Origin of the sequence: Prosthecobacter sp., from assembly GCF_014879935.1 — a bacterium.
Classification (GTDB): domain Bacteria; phylum Verrucomicrobiota; class Verrucomicrobiia; order Verrucomicrobiales; family Verrucomicrobiaceae; genus Prosthecobacter.
In genome coordinates this window covers 5,840-28,914 of record NZ_JACSRD010000204.1, presented here as the reverse complement: position 1 = coordinate 28,914, position 23,075 = coordinate 5,840, and the positions used below count along the sequence as shown (strand labels likewise).

Annotated in this window: 1 protein-coding gene (cut by a window edge); it reads right to left on the bottom strand. The window is 57.3% G+C overall.

Translation table 11 applies throughout. The features are described from left to right. Positions 1–23,075: the 5' portion of an autotransporter-associated beta strand repeat-containing protein gene (locus IAE77_RS22985; RefSeq protein ID WP_294231802.1), read on the bottom strand. 9,145 nt of this gene lie to the left of the window's left edge; 23,075 of the gene's 32,220 nt are visible here — the first part of the coding sequence; the start codon lies at positions 23,073–23,075; the stop codon falls past the left edge of the window.

The window sequence follows — 23,075 nt, the reverse complement described above, 5'->3', positions numbered from 1 at the left end:
AAGCTTGCAAAAGTCATTGTGTTGGATGCTGCGTTGTTGTCCAGGCTGTAAACAAGATTAGACCCGCCGGCGAGGGACAATTGCCCCACAGTCTCGGAGAATGTCCCAGCGCCACCCGTGCCATTGCCCACCAAAGTCATGCGCCCGGCATTTAGCACAATGGCTGCTGAGTCGTTGAGACGGTTGCCATTGTTTGCATCAACTGTGTTGGTGATGTTAAGCCCTTGCTGTGTCGCAGCGTTTCCACCGGCTGTGCTGCCGCTGCCAGCGATCGTCACAGTCGTGGCACCAGCAATAGAACCACCATTGGCAAGACGCAGGTCGGCGGCGAGGACGTCGATTGTTCCAGCCACCGTGCTGGCAGAATTCACGTTGAGAATGGCCCCGTTGGTGATGTTATCACCAGTACCCTGAAGTCTCAATCCGCCTGAGACAACATAAACCGGTGATCCCCAATTTACTGTTGTGAGGTTTTCGATACCCAGCACGGAGAAACCGCTGGAGACCACCGTGGTCGAGTTGAAGTTGGTGGCACCGCCGTTCACCACGGAGAATCCACCGCCAATCTGTGAACTTCCGTAAACCAAAGAGACGTTTGTTTTATTGCCAGTCGGCGTGGCAGACAAGCGGTACGTCGTGCCACTGAGAATCTGCTCGATGTAGGCCCCCGCTGGAATTCCATCACCAGCAACACTCAGCCCAACCTTCAAATTGCCGGTCGAACCGACCGTGACGGTCGTCCCGCTGGTGTTGAATGTGCTCGTGGCAATTGTTCCTGCTCCATAGGTCAATCCCGTGTTTGTGCCGTCGGCTGTCGGAGCAGCAGACAGTTCAAACGTCGTGTCGCTAAGTATCTGCTTGATTGCCGAGCCGGCGGGAATGCCTGTTCCTGCAACGCTCATTCCGGGCGTCAATCCAACGGTGCTCGCAACAGTCACCGTGGTATTGCCTGAGACATACGTAGAGATAGCCGATCCGTTGAAATTCAGATTCAGAGTGCCGTTTCCTCCGTCGCGGAACATTCCGCCGGATCCCGACACGATGCGGTTGAAATTCCACGTGCCTCCATTGTTGATGCGGAAGCCGAGCGTGCCGTTGTTGCCGATCGTGCGTGAACCAATGGCTGTGTTCGCTGCGCTGCCGACTCCGTTTCCAAAACTCGTGGCGCTTTCAAGCACCAACGTGGCCCCCGGATTGACGAGAGTACTGCCGCTGTAACTGATATTGCCAAGAGCAAGCACCTGGGTGCCGTCCCCTCCGATCACCAGGCTCAGCACGCCCGTGCCGGTGTTATTGGCGCGATCGCGAAGGAAGCCGTTGTAGTAGTTCGTGCCACTGGAGTTAAGAATAAGCGTGCCGTTGGCGGATTGGTTTTCGCCTTCGAGGTTTTCAACGACCGCACTGGCCGTAAAATCCGACAACCCGCGCACAGTCTCCGTGAAGCCCATTAACTTGAAATAAGTGTTGTTGCCGTTGTTGCCGGTGGAATTACCACCGAACCCGGCGTCGAACCGAATCAGCGAGGTATCTGCTATCTGCTCGCTGGCACCAAGCTGGACAACCGCGCTTCCTGTGCCTCCCATGCTGACGTTACCGATCTTGAGGTCACCCAGGATGGCACCATTTGCGACATAGCTACCGTATGTTGCATTGCTCGCCGCATTGCCAGTGGCATCAGCAGAAATGACGATCTGGGTCTGGTTCTTGACTGCCTGGATGACTGTTCCATCCGGGATACTGGGGTGACCATTGATCACCATTCCGGCATACATGCCAGTGGAACTGGTCACATTCACCGTTCGCCGCGTATCAAATGTCGTCGAGACGCTGGTTCCCGCCGTCGAGGCAGCCACAGAGATGACGAACTGAGTGGTGCTGTTGATTTGCGTGACCACAGCGCCGGGTGGAATATTGGCGTTGCCGGAGATTGGCATGCCCACGTAGAAGTTGTTGGTGTTACCACTGGTGAGTGTGACTGTGGTGCTGTTGGCGGACGTGGTGGCATTAGAAACCTGCTGGGAAGTGCCTATCGGCGTTGTGCTGATCACGCTGGTGGTCTTGGCAAGAACAAGCTGCGGGTTGCCGGCATCACCAAAGCCCCTGTTGAACACTGTTGTCAGCCCGGTGTAGCTATTGGCGGTCTGGCCGCTCAGCGTCACTCGCCCTCCCCCCATGAAGTCAATGCCCAGGCTGGAACCTGTGACCTGCGAAATGACGCCGCTGATGTCCATGCGGGCTGTCGCGCCGCCCGAGTTCACATTCACCCGCAAATTGCTCTCGAGAACAACCGGAGCACTGATCATGTCCACGGCCACAGTAGTGCTGTTGGATTGAACCTTGCTGAGCAAGGCACGGCCATAGTCGCCATTATTGAAGAACAGACTGCCTGTTCCAGCCCCTCTGACGATCTCAAAATGATGGGTGTTATTTTGGTCGCCAATGGTGAGGATGCCCACCTTTTTGTTACCATCCAGCGTGATCGTTGCGTGCGCACCACCTGTGGCAGATGTGAAGGCAGACACATTGTTGGTCATGCTGACGATCGCCCCGATCGAATTTGGAATGGAAGAAGGCCTCCAGTTGGCGGCAAGATTCCATGAGGCGTTACGGTCGGTGTTGAAAGAGTTCATCAACACAGGAATCACCCCTGGCTTGGTGATGGTCAGAATGATTCCATACTGGCTGAATTGACTGACGTCATAGACCAACCCCCCTCCCAAGGTGGGTAGGATCAAATTCCCGCCACCCGAACCACCGGTGCGGTAGTTTTCACCCACATCGAATGTGGACAGTGCGCTGAGGTCGAGCCATTTGCCGAGATTGAAGATGTCTCCACTCTGCGCCTTGCCTGACGCCGTAGCCTGGGTGAGGTAGTTGTTGATGTCCAACACGGTGAAAGTGTGCTGACCGAGTGTCAGCATGCCATTCACCTGAAGATAGTCGTGCCGGCCAGCGGTGACCGCAGCCGCATCCCATGCAGCGACATTCAACTCACGATAGCCGCCTGTGGTGTCATACGTCCCCGTGGCCAGCGCCGAAAGGAGCCCAGAACCACCGTTCAGAGTGGACTGGTTGATTTGGAATATGGATGACGAACCGTCGTTCAACGCGAGGTTGCCATTGAAAGTCAGCGTGCTTCGATCTGCCCCGAAGTTGGTGCCAGGAGTGAGCAAAGCACCACTGTTGATAACGTGGTTGGTGCCGTCGAGGAAGTTGTTGCCGACGGTCCCGGAGGTTCCATTGATGATACCAGTGCCCGCAAGACTGCCTCCGCTGTTCACCACCAGGCCTCCCGAACCTGTGCGGTGAGTGGCTGACGTTCCCACCTGTAGGATGCCTCCATTCACTGTGGTGGTTCCAGAGTAGGTGTTGACGCCAGTGATGATCCAGTTGCCAGTGCCGTTTTTGATGAGGCTGGTCGCACCACCGCTGTCACCAACTATGGTTGCCAGCGTGTTGTTTCCAGTCTGCGTGCCGGCAAGCGTCAGCGCACGGACGCCCGACCCGGTGAATGCCATACTGCCTGAATTATTCAGAGTCAGCGTTCCGGTACCAGTGACTTCGATTGTGCCGCCCCCCACTCCCAGAGTGAAAAGACGATTCGATGTCACGTTGGCACCTGTGTAGCGCAACGTCCCTCCATTGAGGACGAGGCTGGCCGCATTCGTCGTATTGTTGGTCGAGATCCCGGCGCCAATATTGCTGTTGGCTCCGATGTTCGCGAGATTGGCCACCTGCAACACACCGCCCGTGATTGTGGTGGGACCAGTGTAGGTGTTGAGTCGGGTCAGCGCCCACGTATTGCTGCCAGCCTTGGTCAAAGACGTCAGATTCGGACTGGTGCCGCTGTTCGCGATCAACAAGGACATGGTGTTGATGAGCGACGAGTCGCTTGTCCCGGTCAGCGTCAGTGTTCGGGCTGCGGTGCTCGTAAAGCCCATTGAACCAGCACTATTGGAAAACACCAGCGCCCCCGTGCCAGATGCGTCAATCGCGCCAGTCGTTCCGAGGTTGAACTGACGGTTGGTGCTGGAACCTTCACCAGTGTAACGCAGCGTGCCGCCATTGATAACCAGATTGGCTGCGGCGTTTGTGGAGGCTCCAATCGCACTGGCAATGCCGCCATTCTTGATATCTGTGATGCTCAGAACACCTCCCGTGATGGTGGTTGCACCAGTGTAACCATTTCCGGCAGCGGCATCAAATGCGATGTTGCGGCTTGATTCCGCAGGTTTGAAAATGGTGACATTGTCACCGGCGACAACTGTCACGGTGTACTCACCATTGGGATCCGGATTGCCCTGAAAGTCTGTTGTGGCCCCCACCGTAAGCGAGTGTCCGGGCAGGTTGAGAAGGGCCGTGTCCGCAGGAGCCATCGCCTCGCTGGTTTGGTTCATGGTGAAGCTCAGTCCGTCTCCGGCGATCGAAACCACGTATGAACCCGGCTTGATGCCTTCCCCTGTGAGAAGCTGGTTGACCACGAGACCACTGGCATCTGCCACCACAGTCGTCGTTCCATTGATGATGCCATTCACTGAGGCAAGACCATTGCCAGGGGAGAGAATCCATGTTCCACCATCAGCTTTCGTGACAGAAGTTGCGCCTGTATTGTTTCCAACCGCCACCATCATGGTGTTATCAGCCGTGCTGTCACCTCGCAGCGTAAGTGTTCGTGCAGTTGTCACGCCATCAAAGCGCATGGCTCCAATGCCATTGAACACCAGGGCTCCCGTGCCATCGGCATCAATGGTCCCGCCCCCTGTTCCGATCGAGAAAAGACGGTTGGTGATGTCCCCGGAACCCGTGTACCGGAGGCTGGCGTTGTTGGTGATCACCAGGTTCGTGGCATCCGCAGTGGCAGCGCCGATGCTGCTGGCTGTCACACCACCTGCAAGGCGCACTGCTTCCAGCACTCCAGCTGTGATGCGAGTGGCGCCGCGGTAAGTGTTGGCCGTGTTATTAAGCTTCAGTGTTCCGACTCCCGATTTGGTGATGGACATTCCCGCGCCAATGTCACTGACCAACGCATCCACGTTAAGTCCGTTGGTGACTGCATTGGCAATGTTCCACGTTTGATTGGCCGTCAATCGAAGGGAAACACCGGAGCCAATGGTATGCACCCCGGAGCCAGCCTGAACGGTGATGCCCCCAGCTCCAACGCTGAGCCTTTCAGTGCCGTTAATGGACACGGAACCTGTCGCAGAAGTTCCTGTTCCGGTGAATGTCAGGCTGCCAATCTGGAAATTGGCCCCGAGATTTGTGCTAAGGTTCCCGGCCGAGTTTGCCGTGAGGAACACGTTGTCCACGACATCAGGCACGGCTCCAGTCGGGCTTCCCGTGGCTGCCGAACTCCAGTTGTCATTGACGTTCCAGAACGAACTCACAGAGCCATCCCAATAACGATTGCTGACGGTGGCCGTGGCGACAATGAGTTGAAGCGCCGTATTGGTCGCGTTGGCCGCGAGAGTCAACTTGTAGCCCAGATTGGCGGTCAATGGGTCATTGTCGGGGTCAAACACAAGACCATTGGAATCCAGCGTGGCAGTCGAACCACTCACCCCAGTGATGCTGCTTCCCGTGATGAGGTTGAAAATGCCGCCATCAAACGTCGTGGACGACGTTCCCCCCGTCACCCCGGAGCCACTTCCGTTCAAAGTAAATGTATTGGCCACATAGTCCACGGAAGCCACGGTGCGCCCCACGATACTGGAGTTCGCGCTGCTCACGATTGGCATGCCAACGTAGAAACTGCTGACGTCCGTGGCGGACCCATTTACCGTTCCGGCCGCCATGGTGATGTTCACTGTTTGCTGGATGGATGTCGTGACACTGGTCAACGGATTGATGGTGAATTCCGCCCCGGCTCCAGTGAATGCAACGCCACGACTCACAGCTATCCGGTCACTCGGAAGCGCACCTCCGGAGCCACCCGTGTTAATGTCAAAGAACATTTTCACCTGACCCGAACCAGTGCCACTGCCGATGCTCAGCCCAGTCGCTGGACCGCTGGCATTCTGAAGCAGATTGAAAGTGCCAATGGCATCATTCGAGGCATTGAAGGTTGAGCCTGGGTTGAGCGTCAATGTGGCCCCCTGTCCCGCCGTGGCAACAGACCCTGCGGTGTAAGAGCCAGCCGCCGTCACAGAAAGCACCGCGCCTGATGCGGCCGTGACCGCGGTGTTTGCGAGGGAACCACCGGAGAGGACCAAGGTCCCTGCGTTCACGTTGGTGCTGCCTGTATAGCTGTTCGCACCGCCCAGCGCCCAGGTGTTGGAACCGTTCTTGACGACGCTGGTGACACCCGTGTTGTTGGCAATCACCGAGCCAAAAGAGTTGACCAACCCTGCGGCCGAAGATCCGGTGAACGTGATGGTACGAGCGGTTGTGCCAGAATAGGAAAGTGATGCAGCGGTGAACGAAAGCGCACCGCTCCCAGAGGCATCTAGAATTGCCCCATTGGCACCAATGGTAAGGGATCGGTTGGTCGTGGCAGTGACACCGGTGTAACGCAGCGTGCCGCCATTGAGAACGATATTGCCGGAGTCACTCGCTGCTGCGCCGATGCCACTGCTCGTGCCACCGTTGCCGAGAGAACTGACGCTTATCCCTCCGCTCCAAACTCCGCCCCCGAGGTCCACGCCGTTGATGGTTGTGGTTCCGGAGTAGTTGTTCACTCCGCTGAGCGTCAAAATGCCGCTGCCGTTTTTGACCAGATCAAGACCGGAGACATTTGCAGCCGTGATCACACCTGAGAAGACAGTGCTACTGTTATCACCACCAACGGTCAGCGTGGACTTCACACTTGTGGTGGAATTAGTTATCAATCCTGCGCCAGCAACCGATCCCACGGTTTCGCTACGTCCCGCCAAGTCCAGAACACCACCTTGAGCGACAGTTAGAGCCGAGCCATTTGGAATGACCTCATTGGCACCGAGTCGAAGCACGCCGTTGTTTATGGTGGTAGCACCAGCATAACTGTTGCCGGTGTTGTAGATGATCAGTGTGCCCAAGCCGGATTTCCCTAATCCGCCACCGCTGCCGCTAATGACACCGTTCAGGTATGTCGTCACGTAAGGACTATCAACGTTGATTGTGCGCACCCCCCCCGTGCCAAGATTCACAGTGCCCGTCAGGAACAGGCTGTGTGAGAAGTTGGTACCACCAAAGGTGAAGTCACCGTTCACATTGATGTTGTTGGCCAGCCATGTGGTGTAATTCAGGTTGTTAGTTGCCGCTCCAGTACCACCTGCGTTCGCGGAGAGAGTGTATCCCGTGTCTGTAATTCCAGACAGAACAAAAGCTCCCGGCACATTCGTACCGTTCACCGGCTGGCCCACAGTGAGCAACCGTCCGTTGGGGCTGGTCATGGTCACTGCCGCCGAACCACCGGTCGTGGTGGAACTGATCACGGTATATCCCGCTGCCATCACGGTGGTTCCTTGTCCGATACTCAATACACCCAAGCCCGGCGCACCGTTCGCGATGGCTGTTGTCCCAGCCGTGGTGGCCGTGGTGCCCGTGCCAACAATGAGAGCCCCCTCATTGAGGTTGAAACCGTTGTTGAAGGTGTTCGCGCCGCTAAGCACGAGCGAGCCGTTGCCAGTCTTCGTGATGGTGCCTCCACCGGTGACAATCGGAGCCTGGATGATGAAGCCGGTGGGAGAAACGCCGGACACATGGATCACGGGCGCGGCGTTGGAGAACTGCAAAGCCGAATTGGTGGCGGTGGCCGCGGGCGCGATGATCGGCGTGGTTCCTAGATTGTTGTTCACCACTGTGATGGCGCTCGCACCGGAAAGCACCAAGGTGTGCAACGCCGTGGGGGTGTTGAACCGCACGCCGGCCTGGGTTGTACCGCCATCGTTGTTGAAGGTTAGGCTGTTCAACGTGGTGGTGGTGGCGCCGGTGTAGTTGAAGAAGTTCAGCGTGGCTCCGCCGTTCAGCGTCACGTTGCTCGTGGCGGCGATCTGGCTGGTGGTAGCGTTGAACTTGTTGGCGTTGGCGAAGGTCACCGTCGCATTGCTGATGGTGAGATCGCCCGGAATCGCAATGGTGTTCGCGGCGCTGCTCAGGTTGAGCGTGCCCCCATTGACATAAGTTCCGCCAGTATAGTCATTCGACACACCTGCGACCTGGCCGGGATTCAAGGTGAGTGCTCCAGCTCCGCTTTTGATGACACTGATGGCACCTGTGATCTTCGTGTTAAACGTGGTCGTTCCTTGATTGGTAAAGACCACCAGCTCGCCCGCAGCCGCAGTGAGCGCCGAACCAGCGTTGCTTGCTGTGATGGCCATCGCTTGGGCGGAATTGGTGAGAATGCCGACTCCCAAGGTCAGGATGGAGTTGTTGCCGAGCGTGATGGTCTGCGCCGCCGTCGGGGCCATGCGCAGGGAATTGATGGTCTTGGATAAGGACAACGTGCGGTTGCTGCTATCGTTGATGTTCCAGGTGATCTGCGTGGCAGCCGCGGTGAGGTCAGTGCCATTGTAGCCGGGGAATACATTGCCGCCGGCAAACACATTGCCGCCCACCGTGGAGCCAAGCTCACCGATGCCAACACCATCGAGATAGGTGGCAAAGCTGTTGCCGTTCACCACAGCCCATCCGCCGATCAAACCATTCACCAACTGGCTGGCAGAGAAACCCGCGCCATTGACAGAAGAAACCAGAGCGCGAGCGTTGTTATTGTTCCCAGAACCACCCATGCCTACATTGGTGGTGAAATTGACCACACCGTGATTGGCGACATCCCGTTGCAGATTACCGATAGTCAATTGCACGGCGCTGCCTGCATTGACCGTGGGAAGGAGGCTCACGATGCTGTCGCCACGCAGAATCGAAAGACTGTCCAGTGTCACCACCGTGTCCGCGGAACCACCGCCACGAATAATCAGGGAGCCGCCCTGCAGACTGACCGGAGTTGCCGCAACAAGACGCGCCGGATTGTCTGAACCCAGTGGGTTGAGTCCAGTGTTGTCCCAGTCCAGCGTGGCGAAGTTCACGTTGACTGCACTGGTGGCAGTGAAAGCGCCATTGTCACGCAGCACGAGGGTTCCTCCACGCACCACGGTGGTGCCCGTGTGGGTGCTGGCATTGCTCAAAACAAGAGTCCCGGCAACGTTGTTGACCAAAGTGCTGGAATGTTCAAATGCGAGGTTCCCAGCCAGAACTCCGGCAAATATATTGGTGGCGTTGCCAGGGCTGACAGCTCTGAGGACGACAGACGTCACAGACGAATTTGTCACCGTGCCGCCGAGGGCCAGCGGGTTGGTGGTGAACATCGTGCCCACCATCTGGTTGAAGCCGCTGAGGTCGAGCGTGCCGCCGTTCATTGCCAGGTTCTGGAAGCTGCCCAACGTTGCGGTCGGAGTCACCACGATCGTGTTGTCCCCGCCGTTGAGAATCAGTTTGCCTTCATTGACGGTGGTCTGTCCGGTGTAGAAGGCGCGGGCATTGAGGCTGAGCGCACCAGTGCCGGACTTCCACAGGCCTGAGCCGTTTGCATTGCCCAAATGGCCATTGACGGCAAGAGTAGTTGCATCGCCGATGGTGTGAAACACGAAGAAACCGCTAGAGGAGTTGAGGGCGGGCAGGTTCAGGCCAGCGTTGCCCTCGAAAGCGATGACACCGCCGGTGCGGATGGTTTCGGTAAGGATGCCAGCCCCAGTGGTGAACTTGCCAAAGGCCGCCACGTTGGCATTGCTAATGCCACCGCCACTGTTGAGCATCAGGCTGTTGATGCTCTGGCTGGCAGTCATCGTCGCGTTTGTGTTCAAGGAGATGTTAGTCGTGGAACCGTTGATCAGAGAGGTGCTGACCTCATTGGACGCGAGAGGACGCAGCAAGGTCGTCGCTGAATCACGTGTGATGAATGACAGGCCGCTGCCATCAATGGCGGAACCAATCATGTCGGGACGAATCGTCATCGTGGTGGTGCCGTTGGCCCCATTTCCCTGGCCACTAACGGTGTTGAAATTTGTCGTGACGGCCACACGAGAGAACCCATTGATCGTGTTGGCTCCAGCGGCATTGAAATCGCCACGAATCCATAGCGTGCCTCCCGTCTGAATCCCGTTAAGCGTGGTCATGGTTAATGTGATGCCTGTGGCTGGATCGGCATCCAAAACCATTTCACCGGCCCCGGCGCCCACAGTAAGCGCCGTGATGGTTTCGGTGACGCTTGCTCCATTGTTCGGCAGAATGGTGAGCAAACCGCCACTCATGTTCAGCGTCGATGAGGGAAGGCCGGTCAACGGTGAGGCGAGACGATTGTTGACGGCCGCGCCACTGTTGTCGAGCGTGAGGACGCCGCCTTCGAGCACCGTGTGGTTTGCCAGGAGAGCCTTGCCAGTCCCGCCGCTATAAGTTACCCCGCCACCCGCGATGGTAAGAACGCCGGAGGAGCCACTCAGAGCGTTCTGTGCCCCGGTGATGGTCATCACACCAGCTCCAGTTTTAATGATGTTGACCGCATTCGGAGTGGCATCATTAAAACGACTGATCAGACCGGAGAAGGTGGTGTCGTCATTATTGAAGCCCACGGTCAACGTCGGGGCGTTCGCCACACTGTTAAACACCGTGCCGCTGCCTGCCAGGGCACCCCAGTTGGTGTTCTGTCCGTTGAGATTGAGGAAGGTTCCTGACTGCAGTGTGAGCGTGGAAAACCTCGATCCGCTGTTGGCCGCACCTGACAGTATGGTGCCGGCTGCCACATTGACCGCTCCGGTGAAGATCGACTGGTTGATCTGTAAGACTCCGTTGCCATTCTTTGTAAAACCACCCGACGAGCCAAGAAGCCCGCCGAGAATAAACCCAGGTGTGGTAGGCGCAAAGTTGGTCACGCCATTGAAGTCATACGTGTTTACCGTGATCGAATTGGCTGTGGAGCCAAGATCAATCCTCCCCACAATCAAAGGTGCCGAGGCTGGGTTATAGGGGTTGGCAACAATTCCACCAGTTCCAATGGTCAGCAACCCTTCTCCAGAACTGACTGTTGGAGGTGTCGTGCCACCGCCAGTGCCGTTGAGAACAATGCCGTGCAGATTCTGCTCGCCGGCGAGCACCAGCAACCCGGTGCCGTTGACTGTCACCGTATTCGCGACGAACAGGCTTGCAGACGCGTTGTCGAGAGCGGCAGCGTGGCTCAAGGTGATGCTGTTGGCCCCAATTGCGGTGATGGTGGTGCCATCCACGACGCCATCACCCCGCACGACCTGTCCGACCACCAAATTCGACGTGTCGATGCCGGTCACCATGGTGTTTCCATTAGTGATCGAGCCGGTCTTGCTGATGTCAATGACACCACCCGCCCGCTGGACCAGAATGCCACTGCCTGAGTTGAAACCACCGTTGATCGTGATGTTCCCGGCTCCAACGTTGCCAGTAGCTCCGATGATCAGCACCCCGCCGTTGACCACTGTTCCTCCGCTGTAAGTGTTAGTACCATTCAGCGTGAGATTGGCCGCGCCATCGCTGCCGGAGAACACCAGACGCACAGGGCCCGTGCCATTGTTGACGATTGATGCATCGATAATCGCAGTGCGGTTCACTCCACCGTAAGGCAAGGCATGTACATAAAGGTCGCTGGCACTGTTAACAACACCACTGGTGATGGCACCATTGGTGACAGTGATGTTGCGGTTGTCGCCGCTGTGCGCGAGGAGCAAACCTCCCCCTTGAAGGGTGAGCTGGAAGCCGCCCAGATTCACAGTTGTCTGTGCCGCTCCAGGATTTACAAGCGCAAAGGTGTTTACGGTGGTGTTGTTGAACAGGGGACCCACATTACCCGTGGCACGGATATTGTCTGTTGCCTGCGGTGCGGAGCTCCCCAAACCCGTAAGTGAGTTAGCCGAATAGCCAGCGAAGCCTGTTTGGTTCAGTCTGCCGACGCCGACGTCTGGGACGTAGCTGGCGAATTCACGGTCAACCACTGCCCATGGCCCTATGAGGTTGTTGGTGAGACCCGCCCCGACAGTGCCAGTCGTTGTATCAACACCGTTCAAAGTGGCTATACGAATAGCTGCGGTCAATCCGACGAGATCCTGGCGATTGTCTGGGAAACGAACTGTCGCTGTTGACCCCGCTGAACGACTTAGAGAGGCTAGGTTCAAGGTCGTGCTGGCGATACTTGCAGGACTGTTAAGGGTCGTGGTGCCACCACTGGTGGTGCTAAAAAACGACATCGCCGTCTGGATCATATTGTAACCTTCGTTCAGCGAAACATGGCCCACGCTTTGACTCACATCACTTTGGAGTCGCCCTTGATAGACCAAGCTGCCGCCGCGCAATGTGATGTCTGCATTAATGTTTACGCGATCGGAAGTCACGTAATTGAGACTGTCATCCAGGCGGAAGAGGGCATAATTCACCGCGATGGAGCTTGTCTGCGAGAGCCTGCCGCCGTCCACTAGGTAATTGTTGCCTCCTGTGAATACTGTCGGCCCCGTATGATCACTGTCTGCCAGGAAATTGATAAGACCTGAACTGCTCTTCAAAAATGCCACGTTGCCGGTGATCTTGCCGCCCCAACTGATCGTCGTCCCCTCGTTACCCAAAATGATGGAGGCTGCTCCTCCTGAGCTGGTGATCGTGCCTGCATTGCCAGCCAACGCGCCGCCGTCGCCTCGGGTGCCCAAAACAAATTGTGTGGTGCCGTTGAGGTCAAGGGTGGCACCTGGGGCAATCAGCATGAACTGGTTGGGAGTCAAAGTGTTGTTTCCACCTCCCAGCTTCACGGTTCCTGCATTGATGGCAAAATTGCCGGTCAATATCTGGCCGCTGATGTTGGCCAGTCCCGCACGATTGCCAGGGGCGTTCAGGATCAAGGTTCCGGGCAGATCCTTGACAAAACCAGATGCCCCGCTCAGGAGGCTGTTAACAGTCAAAGTGGTGCTGGAGGCGACCGCCATGTAGCCCTCGGCACCCAATGCAAGTCTTGGCACGCTGATTGTATTGTTGCCGCCGACATTCAAGACAGCTCCAGCGGTCAGTGTGAGGGTCGCGCCTTGTGTGGTGATGCCGTTGCCGATGTTGATTCCGGTGCCGTTGATCTTGATGGCGTTGGCTGTGCGATTGGTTGTGCCTGCGAACACAGGTGTCGCGGTGATGTTCATCGTCGCGTTCGTGGTCGCGGCAAGGCTGTCAATGCTGTTGGAGGTATTATAACCAGTGAACGCCTGAATGCCATTCGTGTTCGATGCCGTGCCGTTGTGATTATAGGAGACGAAATCGGTGCCGTTGAACGTCGCCCGTTGCAGCAGATTGTTCGTGAGCCCTGGAGCTGTCGTGAACACGATTCTGCTGCTGGCGTTGCCGATATTCGAGCCGGAGAAGATGATCGAAGCATCGCCATTAAGGGTCAAACTCGCGAATGTCAGGGTGTTCGTTGTTCCGCCAGGACTGAAGTCGATGATATTCGTCCGGCTTCGGTTAAGGGTCAGAATGCCAAGGTTTTCACTGGAACCGGTGCCGCCAGAGATATTGAATGTGCCGCCGGTTAATGTCAGCGGTCGTGCACTCGTCGTGTGATCCAGGCCGCCAAGCCAGTTAAGCGCCCCGGAAGGTCCCTGCACCGAGATCGTGCTGGTTCCTCCGATCGTGGCACCAGCGTTCATGGCAAACACACCTTCATTGACCACAAGAGCTCCGGTGAACGATGTGCTGTTCACCCCGAGTGTGAAAGTGCCACTCCCTTGCTTGGTTATTGAGGCCACCGCGCCAAATCCCGTGGTGGTTTTGTTGATCGCGCCGGCGCCGGTAAAGGTCAGCGCCTGACCGCTGCTGAGCGTTCCAGTGAGATTCAGCGTGGTTCCGGCGTCGGCACCGATGGTGGTGGCAGATCCAAGAGTCACCGTGCCACTGACTGTGCTGCTACCCGAGAAGGCTTGGAGGGCGCCCGCACCATTGATGCCTGCGCCGTTCAAGGTAACCGGCTCGGCCGTGGTGACAGCACCCAGTTGCAAGGCAGCTCCGGTGCCGCTGACCACTGTGTTACCCGCAGTTGTTCCAAGCGCACTGGCGTTTGTGATTCTCACGACACCAGCCCCGATGGTGAGCCCCCCCGTCCAGGAACTGTTGGCAGCAGCCATCACCAACGTGCCGTTGTCATTTTTCCGCAGGGCATTGTTCACAGCTCCCAAGACAAACGATGAATTGAGAGTGAGCACTTCCCCTGCGACCACTTCAATGGCGTTGCTGGCTCGGTTCAACTGGATCGTGCGGCTCGTGGCAAAAGTCCCGGTGGCGCGGAGGCCGACTCCCGTCGCCGCATTCACGTTCAAGATCACCTGATTGGCCGCATTACCCAATGCAGCATCACTGTCCACTGCAAGCACCCCGCCCTGGATGTCAATGTTTCCGGTGAAGGTGTTGGTTCCGTTGAGTGCGAGGGTGCCATTTCCCATCTTTGTGATGGACGAGCTGCCACCCAGCGGGCCGGAGAAGGTCAGGCCCTGCACCGCATTCGAAGTGGTGGCAGTTGAGACGCTGATGATCTGATTGCTGCCCAAAGTAGCCGGACCCGTCAGTTCGAGCCCGTGACCATGGTTATTGGTGATTGCCAGCGGCCCGTTCAGGGCGAAAGCCGCCATCTGGAGCGTCTTGTTCGAAGCAGTGGTGAACAATGGCGCGTAGGTGCTTCCCAGCCGTCCAATGGTCAGATTGACAGCACCACTTGGATTCAATGTGATGCCGGTTGCAATCGTCTCCATGGCACCCGTGCCGTTGCCGTCGTGCAACAGGGCGATATTACCTGCGTTAAGGTTCACTGCCACAGTATTGCCCGAATCCAAAGCGCCCAAGGCCAATGTTCCCAGCCCTGTTTTGGTGATGGAGATCGCTCCGGGCCCTCCCTGCTTGGTAACTGTGCCCAGTGCAGCGGTCATTCCGGGATTGACCACATCGATCGTCAGTGTCCCGGGCAGGGTGACGGTTCCGCTCAGCGTGAGGTTTGTGCCAGCAGCAACCGTGCTGTCGAACGACAGATTGCCAGCCGCGATGGCATCGTTGCCAACAACGAAATTGCCGCTCGAAAGCAGGCGGGTGTTCGCGGCCAGTGTCAAAACGCCAGTGCCGGCTGGACCGGCGGAGACGCCACCAAGGGTCCCATTGTTGAAACTGCTGCTGCCGCCAAAAACAATGCCGCCGGCCTGCACATTCAATCCGCCCGAGTAGGTGCTTGCTCCGCCGAGTTGAAGCAATCCATCGCCCGTCTTGTTGATTCCAGCCGCACCAATCATCACCCCTGTGATGTTAAGTGTCGGCTGCAAGGGGGCGATGTTGACCCCATTGGCTGTGACCGCCGAGACGTTGAACGTGCGCGTGGAGCCACCCAGGTCGATCGCACCCAGTCCACCGAATGAAAGGAGGTTGTTTCCATTGGCGGTCGCAGGTGCCGACAATGTGATGGTCGTTCCGTCATTGATTGCCGTGATCACCGTTCCAGCAGCGATTCCACTGCCCGTCACTGCTGTTCCCACCGCCAAGCCAGCCGTGCTTCCCACGGTCACTGTGCTTGAACCCGTGACCACACGGGAATACATTGAACCAGTGCTGATGAGTGACACACCGCCAAGACTGGAGGATGTCGCCGTGATGTTGCCATTCAATGGCACCGTCCCCAAGGTCAGCTTACCCGGACCGACATGCAGGATCGGTGTGTTGCCGCCAGTGTTGTCAAAGACCAGGTTGCCCAAGGTTTGATTGAACCCGTTCAACTCGAGGGCGGAGCCCCCCAGCATCGTCAGAGTGGCTGTGCTGGCGATCTGGTTTGATGCTCCCAAAACGACCGTGGTCGTGCGTTCCTGGAAAGTCGCTCCGTTCGTGCTCGCCCCACCTGTGATCGTGACATTTCCTGTGCCGAATGCCTGCCCCGGGGAATTGAGAACGACAAAGCCGGAGTTCACGAACGTTCCGCCCGAATAAGTGTTGTTGCCGCTGAGCACCAGTTCGTTGGTGCGGAAATCACTGATGCCAGCGAAGCTGCCACGACCTTCCGTGCCATTGATGACAAGGGTCACTGCCCCCGCACCATTGTCCACGATGTTGGCACCCACAAAGACGTCACGATTCTGCACATTGGTGTTTCCGTTCACATATCCAATCGCATGCAAATAGAGATCCGCCGCAGCGTTCGGGGTGCCTCCGGCGGTTAGATTCCCGTTCTGAATGGTGATCGGCATGTAGAGGGCGCTGACGTAATCTCGCCCAGTCGGCGAGCTGCTGGTGGCGTTGGCATTGCCGTCAAGAGTAGCCTCGAGTCCGTTGATAGCCGTGACCGTTCTGCCCAGCACAGTGGATCCCACGACGAAGTTCTGCGGAACGCTCGCAAGAGTGATGACGTTGCTGCTTGTGGAACTGTTCACCACCGTGACCTGCGTATTGGTGGTGCTGAAGCCCTGTGAGGCTATCAAGCCGCCGCTGGTCAGATTCAGGGTGAAACCACCCAGGTCCAGCGTTGAATTGCCTGAAACCACCATCGCGAGACTGTTGATCGTGCGGTCCCCCGTCAGCGCCATCGTTTGGGGCAGAGTCAGCGTCGGATTCGCGGTCCCAAGGGTCTGCGTGATAGTGAACTGGGTGTCGCTGATGATCGACGCCACCTTGGCGTTGGCAGGAATGCCGGTGCCAAGAACAGAATCACCCACTGTCAGACCAGCGGTGCTGGCAATGGTGAGCAGGTTCTCCCCGACCGCTCCCACCGAAGCCACACCAGGGAAAGTGATCCGCATGTTCTCCGAATCCGAACCGTTGTTGAAAAAGAGACTTGTCGGAGCGCTGATGTCCGCATTGGCATTGCCCGCAAGTGTGACAGTGGTGCCATTGATCGACGTCACCGTGGAACCCAGGAATGCACTGCCGACAACAAGTCCGGCCGGCACAGTGGAAACCTGGGCTGTGTTGGTTGAAGTGGAACTCGACAGAACCGTTGCCCTGCCAGTCAGGAGATTTGGAGAGTAGCCTGCATAACCGACCCCGTTAAGGGCGCCAACGCCGGTTCCTGGCGTATAGCTGGCGAACTCACGCTCAAACACGGCCCATCCTCCGATGAGGTGGTTGGTGAGGCCGTCACCGACGTTTGTTGTGGGCACGCCATTGAGGTTGGAGGTGAAAACACGAGCCAGACTGCCCTGGGCGCCATCCACGTTGAAAAACCGGAGCGTGGCGTGCGATCCAGCCTGCCGGTTCAGGCCGACGAAGATAGCTGTGGAGCTATTGATGCCAGTGCCTGGCTCAGCCACATCAATGATACTGTTACCTTCCGCCAAAGTCAGAGCTCCGAATACTTCCGTGCCTTCGAATCCATTGCGAGCGCGATATTGAAGCATGCCGCCACGCATCAAGATGGGCGCGGTGTCATTGATCCGGTTGTCCACCTGCTGGTCCAGAATGCTCACGGCGTTATTGTTGGTGATCAACAACGTCGCGTGACTGATCTCCAGAGAACTGGTGTTTTCAAAAGTCGCCTCTCCCAGCAACTGGGTGCGTCCACCATTGAGAATGGTCTTGCCGGTGAAATTGTTGGCCGAGTAAATGTTCCAGTCAGTGAAGCTGTCGGCAGCTGTGGACCGCACTAATGCGATATCGCCCGAGATTGAGCCTGAGAAGTTGACACCAGCATTGACGAGACCGAGCGTCGCTTCCGTTCCAGATGAGTTGATGACCGTTCCTCCTCCGGCACCGGGAACGAGATTGGCATTCTGAGCAAAAGCTCCATCAATGCGCAGGCGGCTGAGCACTTGCGCCGTGCCATTGAGGTCGAGCATTCCTCCCTGAAGAATAAAATCGTTGTTGTAGAACAATGTGTTGGACCCACCGGCGAGTTTCAGCGTGCCTTCATTGACCACAGTGACGCCGGAATAGAACTGGGGAGTCGAGAGTGTCATCGTCCCTGCCCCGGCCTTCGCGAGGCCTCCAGAGGCACCATGCATCGTCGCCGTCACATTCAAATCACCCAGAGTGTGGAAAATGAACTGACGATTGCTCAAAGTGGAGAGGCGGCCCCCGTTAATTCCGACATTGCCGGAGAATGCGAGCACGCCACCGCTGTCGAGGATCAAAGACTGGGCCGATTGAGCCGAAGTTCCGCCACCGCTTTTCAAAGTCAGCGAATTCACGGTAATGGTGTTCAAGGTCAGCGCATTGCTCACGGAGCCGACGCCCGACAATGAGACATTGAGAGGGGTTGCAACTCCACCCAGGTTGTTGCTCAGCGTCGTCACCATTTCGGTGGCTGGATTCAAGGGGCGGAGCAACCCGTTCGCCGTGTCTGCAGTTGCGAATGAGGTTCCCAAGCCTGTGGCAGAAGGATCGACGATAGCATAGGGGAGAATGGCTTTGTTGGTCGATCCTGCCGCACCAGCCTGACCGATGAAAGCATAACCTCCGCCCGTGGCCTGGATGGTGGCGACTCCGTTACCTGCAGCTGAGCCCAAATTGCTGCCGCGGATCAACACTGTGCTACCAGAGTTTCTAGTCACCGGCCCGGTGGTGATGTCTAATTGTCTGGAAGCGTTCGCGGTCAATGTGATGACAGCCTGTCCTGGGTTGAAGGTCAGAGCACCAGTGGTGGTCTCCGTGGTGTTGGCGGCACTGTTCCCGGTGATGTCAAGACGGCCTCCATACAGAGTCAGCGCACGGTTGCTGAAGCGATTGTTGGCGTTCGCAGCTGACGCGTTGTCCAGGGTTAACGTGCCGCTCGGCATGATGTAAACAATGCCGGCTCCTCCGTTGGTTCCAGGCACACCAATTGTCCCGTTTCCGCTCAATTTGAGATTCCCCTGATGAACGTAGATGCTCTGACCGGGAAACGCATTGGCAGATGTAAGCGTCCATGTCCCCGTGCCCGCCTTGACCAACGAGTAGGCGCCAGAAGCGAGATCACCCGTGTAGGCCATCGGGGTGGTAATGGTGCCGTTGCCAGCACCGACCAGCCCAAACCAAGCCCCGCGATTGCTGCCACTCGTGCCCACTCTCCCAGTAATCACCCCACTGATGTTGAGAGTCGATCCTGAATCGACGCCGATGGTCGCGGCACGCATCTGACTGTCGGTACCACTAGCACCCGAGAAAGTGATCGTGCCAGTCCAATCGTTGACGCCAGACACGCTGCGCAGCGCACCACCACCACTGATGCCATTCGAGGTGTTGTTGTTTCCTGGCTGGAAGACCAACGCCTCCGACACCGTGATGCCGCCGGCCAGTTCGAGCGCGGCAGCCACATTGGCAATCAATGTGGCTCCAGAAGCCACGCCGCTGGACAGGTTGAAGGAACCGCCGCTGCCAAGGGCGCTTCCATTGCTAATCCGCAACACCCCCTGGCCCACCGTCATATTCCCTCCCCAGGAGCCTTGCGATTGGGTAAGAAGAAGTGTGCCCAGGTTATTCTTCTGCAGGTTGTAAGTGCTGGACGTGAAGGTGAATGCGGCATTCATGGTCAGCGTGTTGCCATCCGTGACCTCAAGGGAATTGTTCCCCTGGTTCATGATGAATGTCCTGCTGGTGCCGAACGTCCCGTCTGCACGAAGCCCGGCTGTCGCGGAATTCGTGTTTGAGAGAATCTGGTTGGTCGAGTTTCCAAGCGCTCCATCACTGGTGAACGCCAAAACTCCCTGCGAAACGTTGATCATCGAGTTGGCGCTGGTGGTGGCAGTGGTGCCCGAGGACGCCACCGCCTGGTTCAGCACCAGTTGGGAGAGCACCAGCGTCGGATCATCGACCGTAACCGGCGCACTGAGAGTGACCTGCCTCCTCACCAAGGTCGGATTATCCACTGTGATATTCTGGCTCAGACGAAGCGTGACTCCATCAACCACCTCCGCTACGTAGGTGCCGGCCGGAATCCCATTACCGGAAACAGCCATGCCCACGCGGAAGCTGCTGGTGTCTGAAACTGTCACCAAGTTCGGACTGAAAATGGCAGAACCTGTCGTGGGAGTCGTCACGTTATTGTTCACTGCAGTGACCGTGGCCCCTCCTGGGATACCAGTCCCCGACACTGGCATGTTCACGACGAAGACGTTGTTGAGATCGACTCCCAAGGTCAGCACGGTGCCGCCATTTCCGACGCTGGCTGCGAAGTTCTGCACGTTAATGCTGTTCACAACCGTGCCGGCATTAAGGCTGGTGGCACTGACTCGTTGTCCCGCCACCAAGTTGGACACGCTTTCGACAGTCAGTGTTCCATTGCCAGCGATGTTTGCAGCCAACGCGGAGAAGTTCACCGCACCTCCAAAACTATTCGAGCCATTGCTCAATAGAAGCGTGCCATTGCCGTTTTTCAGAATGCTCGTGGCACCAGTGACCTGCCCCGCCAGTTCAAGTCCCGGCAGGACATTGGAATTTGTAGCTGTGTTGACCGTGAAAGTGGTCGCACCACTGAGCGCGGTGCCGCCTGTGACCTGCAACCCGTAGCCGTTATTGTTCGCAATGGCCAAAATCTGCCGCCCTGACGCCAGACTTGCGATTTGCATCCGCTTGTTGGCCGCCTGGATGTAATACGGAGCCTGTGAACTCGCCGTGCGTCCCACCGCGAGCGTGGCATTGCCAGTGACTGTGATGGCATGATTGAAATTGAAATTCTGCGTGCCTCCGCTGCCATCACCGTCATCGAGCATCTGCAATGTGCCGCCAGCCATCACGAAGGTCTTCCCAGACAGCGATCCCACTCCCTCAAGGCGGAGATTGGAGCCCGGTTCAAAGCTTAACGTCCCGTTGAAGCCTGCATTATCACCAGCGAGTGTCACCGTGCCACTTTGGGAGGCAAAACCAATTTGCTGCGTCACGCCATCCGCCAGAGCGTTCACCGCCGTGATGGTCGTCCCGGCATTCTTTTGCGTGGAACGAATGATCAGGGTGGTTGTGTTATCACCCGTGATTCCTCCCGCGATGACAAGGTTTGCACCAGGGTCCGTGTTTGGACGGCCGCCAGCGATGGCGTCCAACACCAAGGTCTTTCCACTCGCAATGGCAATCCCATGGAGGCTGTCCCCTAATGTCAGCGTGGAGGCATTCGCGACTGACTGGATCACTGCGTTCTCATTGACGGTCACCTGATTTGCGAACACAGGCCCGCCTCCTGACGAAGTAGCCCCTTTTGAGTCCAGGACCAAGTTGCCACCATTCAAAACGATCTGGGCCGACCCGATTGGGTTGAATGCCCCGGTTGCTGTGCTGCCGGTCAGGACCAGCGTTGGTGTCTTGCTGAAGGTCAACGTCGCAGAGTTCACCTGTTCAAATGCATTGGCCGCCGACGCATTGCCAGAGACCATGAACGTGGTGCCATCAATGATCTTGGTGACAACTGAACCCTGTTTGATACCAGAGCCGCTCACAGTCATTCCCACCGCCAGGTTCGTCGTATCGCCAGTCATGACGATCCCTGACTGTTGGATCTCGAAATCATTCGGCTCAAAGTACAGGAATTGCGCCGCTGTGCTCTCATTGACGCCGACCATTTCAATGCTTGTGCCCGCATTGAGGTTGTTCAGGCTGGTCGTGTTGTTGAAATACATCCAGCCTGCGCCGGTTTTCTGAATGGTCATCGCACGTCCTTCATCAGAAACCGCGCCGTCAAAGGCAACGTTCACGTCCGAACTGATCGTCACCGTTCCTGCCGATCCCGAGCCCGGAGTGCCAAAGATCGTGGGTTGGCCAGCCGTGCCGCCGAACCGCAAGGTCTTCCCAAATCCTGCTCCGTTTCCAACGATCTGTGCGCCGACAAGGTCGTATGCACCGACTGAGAGAGTCGTTCCAGTGTTGAGTAACAGCCTACCGAGCTGTGCCGAGGTGAATTCAGTGTTCGTCAGATTGATCTGCGCGTCACCTGTGATGTGAACCGCGTTATTCAATTGCAGAGCGTTGCTCGACCCCGCTGCCGTGTTGACTTCTGCCTGGCTGAGACTGCTGGTAGGGATGACCTTGCGGATCTGCCCGTTGCCTTCGTCGGTGTCCGGACCCGCGTATCCCAGGTTGATATTTCCGCCTCCCGAGCCCTGCACATAATCAATCCGGATGTCATGCATGCCTGACGAAAGAAAAACAGGAGAGCTTGAGAGATCCGTGGCTCCCTTGCCACCATCATTGTTCACCACAAGGACGCCATCGATGTAGATTCTGGCCCCATCATCCACACTGGCAAAAAAGGTATAGGCTCCAGCGGTTCCGATGCTTACCTTGCCCAGCCACTGCACGCCGTAACTGCTTGCCGTGCTCGTGGCACCATTCAGCACGTATTGAATGGAGGTGGCAGCCGCATTCCCGTTCAAACTCGCCACCACATGGGTGGGATCGTTAGGGAGTCCTGCGGAGAATGCACCTGCTGGCAGGGAAGCCCCGGTGGCAATTCCGCTGAAATCAACCCGGCTGCTGTCACCAGTGCCGCTCGTGTCGAATACGCGTCCAGAAAGTCCATCCGGCGTGGATGAAAGCCCCCGGATGTCGAAAACCGACCCGGCCTGAAGTGTGATTTGATTGGTGCCCAGTGGATTCTTGTTGCTGCTCAGGTCACTGGAAGCCACTTCGACCGCGAGTTTCACCCTCTCCCCCACCGTGATGCCACCCTCAAGCGTGCTGGCAAATCCAGCGCCAAGCGAGCCAAGTTTGAGGACGGCATAACCTGGCCCTGCAAACGATGAAGTGTCATCAAACTGAACCGAGATCCCATTGGTTCCGGCGAGCGGAGCGTTGATGGCTACTTCAGTGTCGAAGGCGAAAGAATCCCCCTTGATGGTGATCGTAGGCGACGCGCCAGCGAACGTAAGCGTGTTGAATTCCGAGAATGTCTGCAGATTCACGCCCGCCGCATCGAACACCAATGCTCCCACAGTGACGCTGTCGGGCAGGTTCACCAGCGTCGGCCCGCTGCCGAAGCTGCCAAACACAGCTGTGTGATTGCCGGGGCTCGTCCACGTGGTGCTCATGGGCACGTTGTAGCTGGTGCTGGTCCACCAATTGGTGCCGGTGGTGTTCCAGTCTCCCCCTTCCTGGGGATCAGGGCCAAAACCAATATCAGGTGCCCAGTAGAAAGTCGCGGCTCGCAGAGGCGTGGCGATCTGCAGCGTGGCGACGAGCAGGGTCAT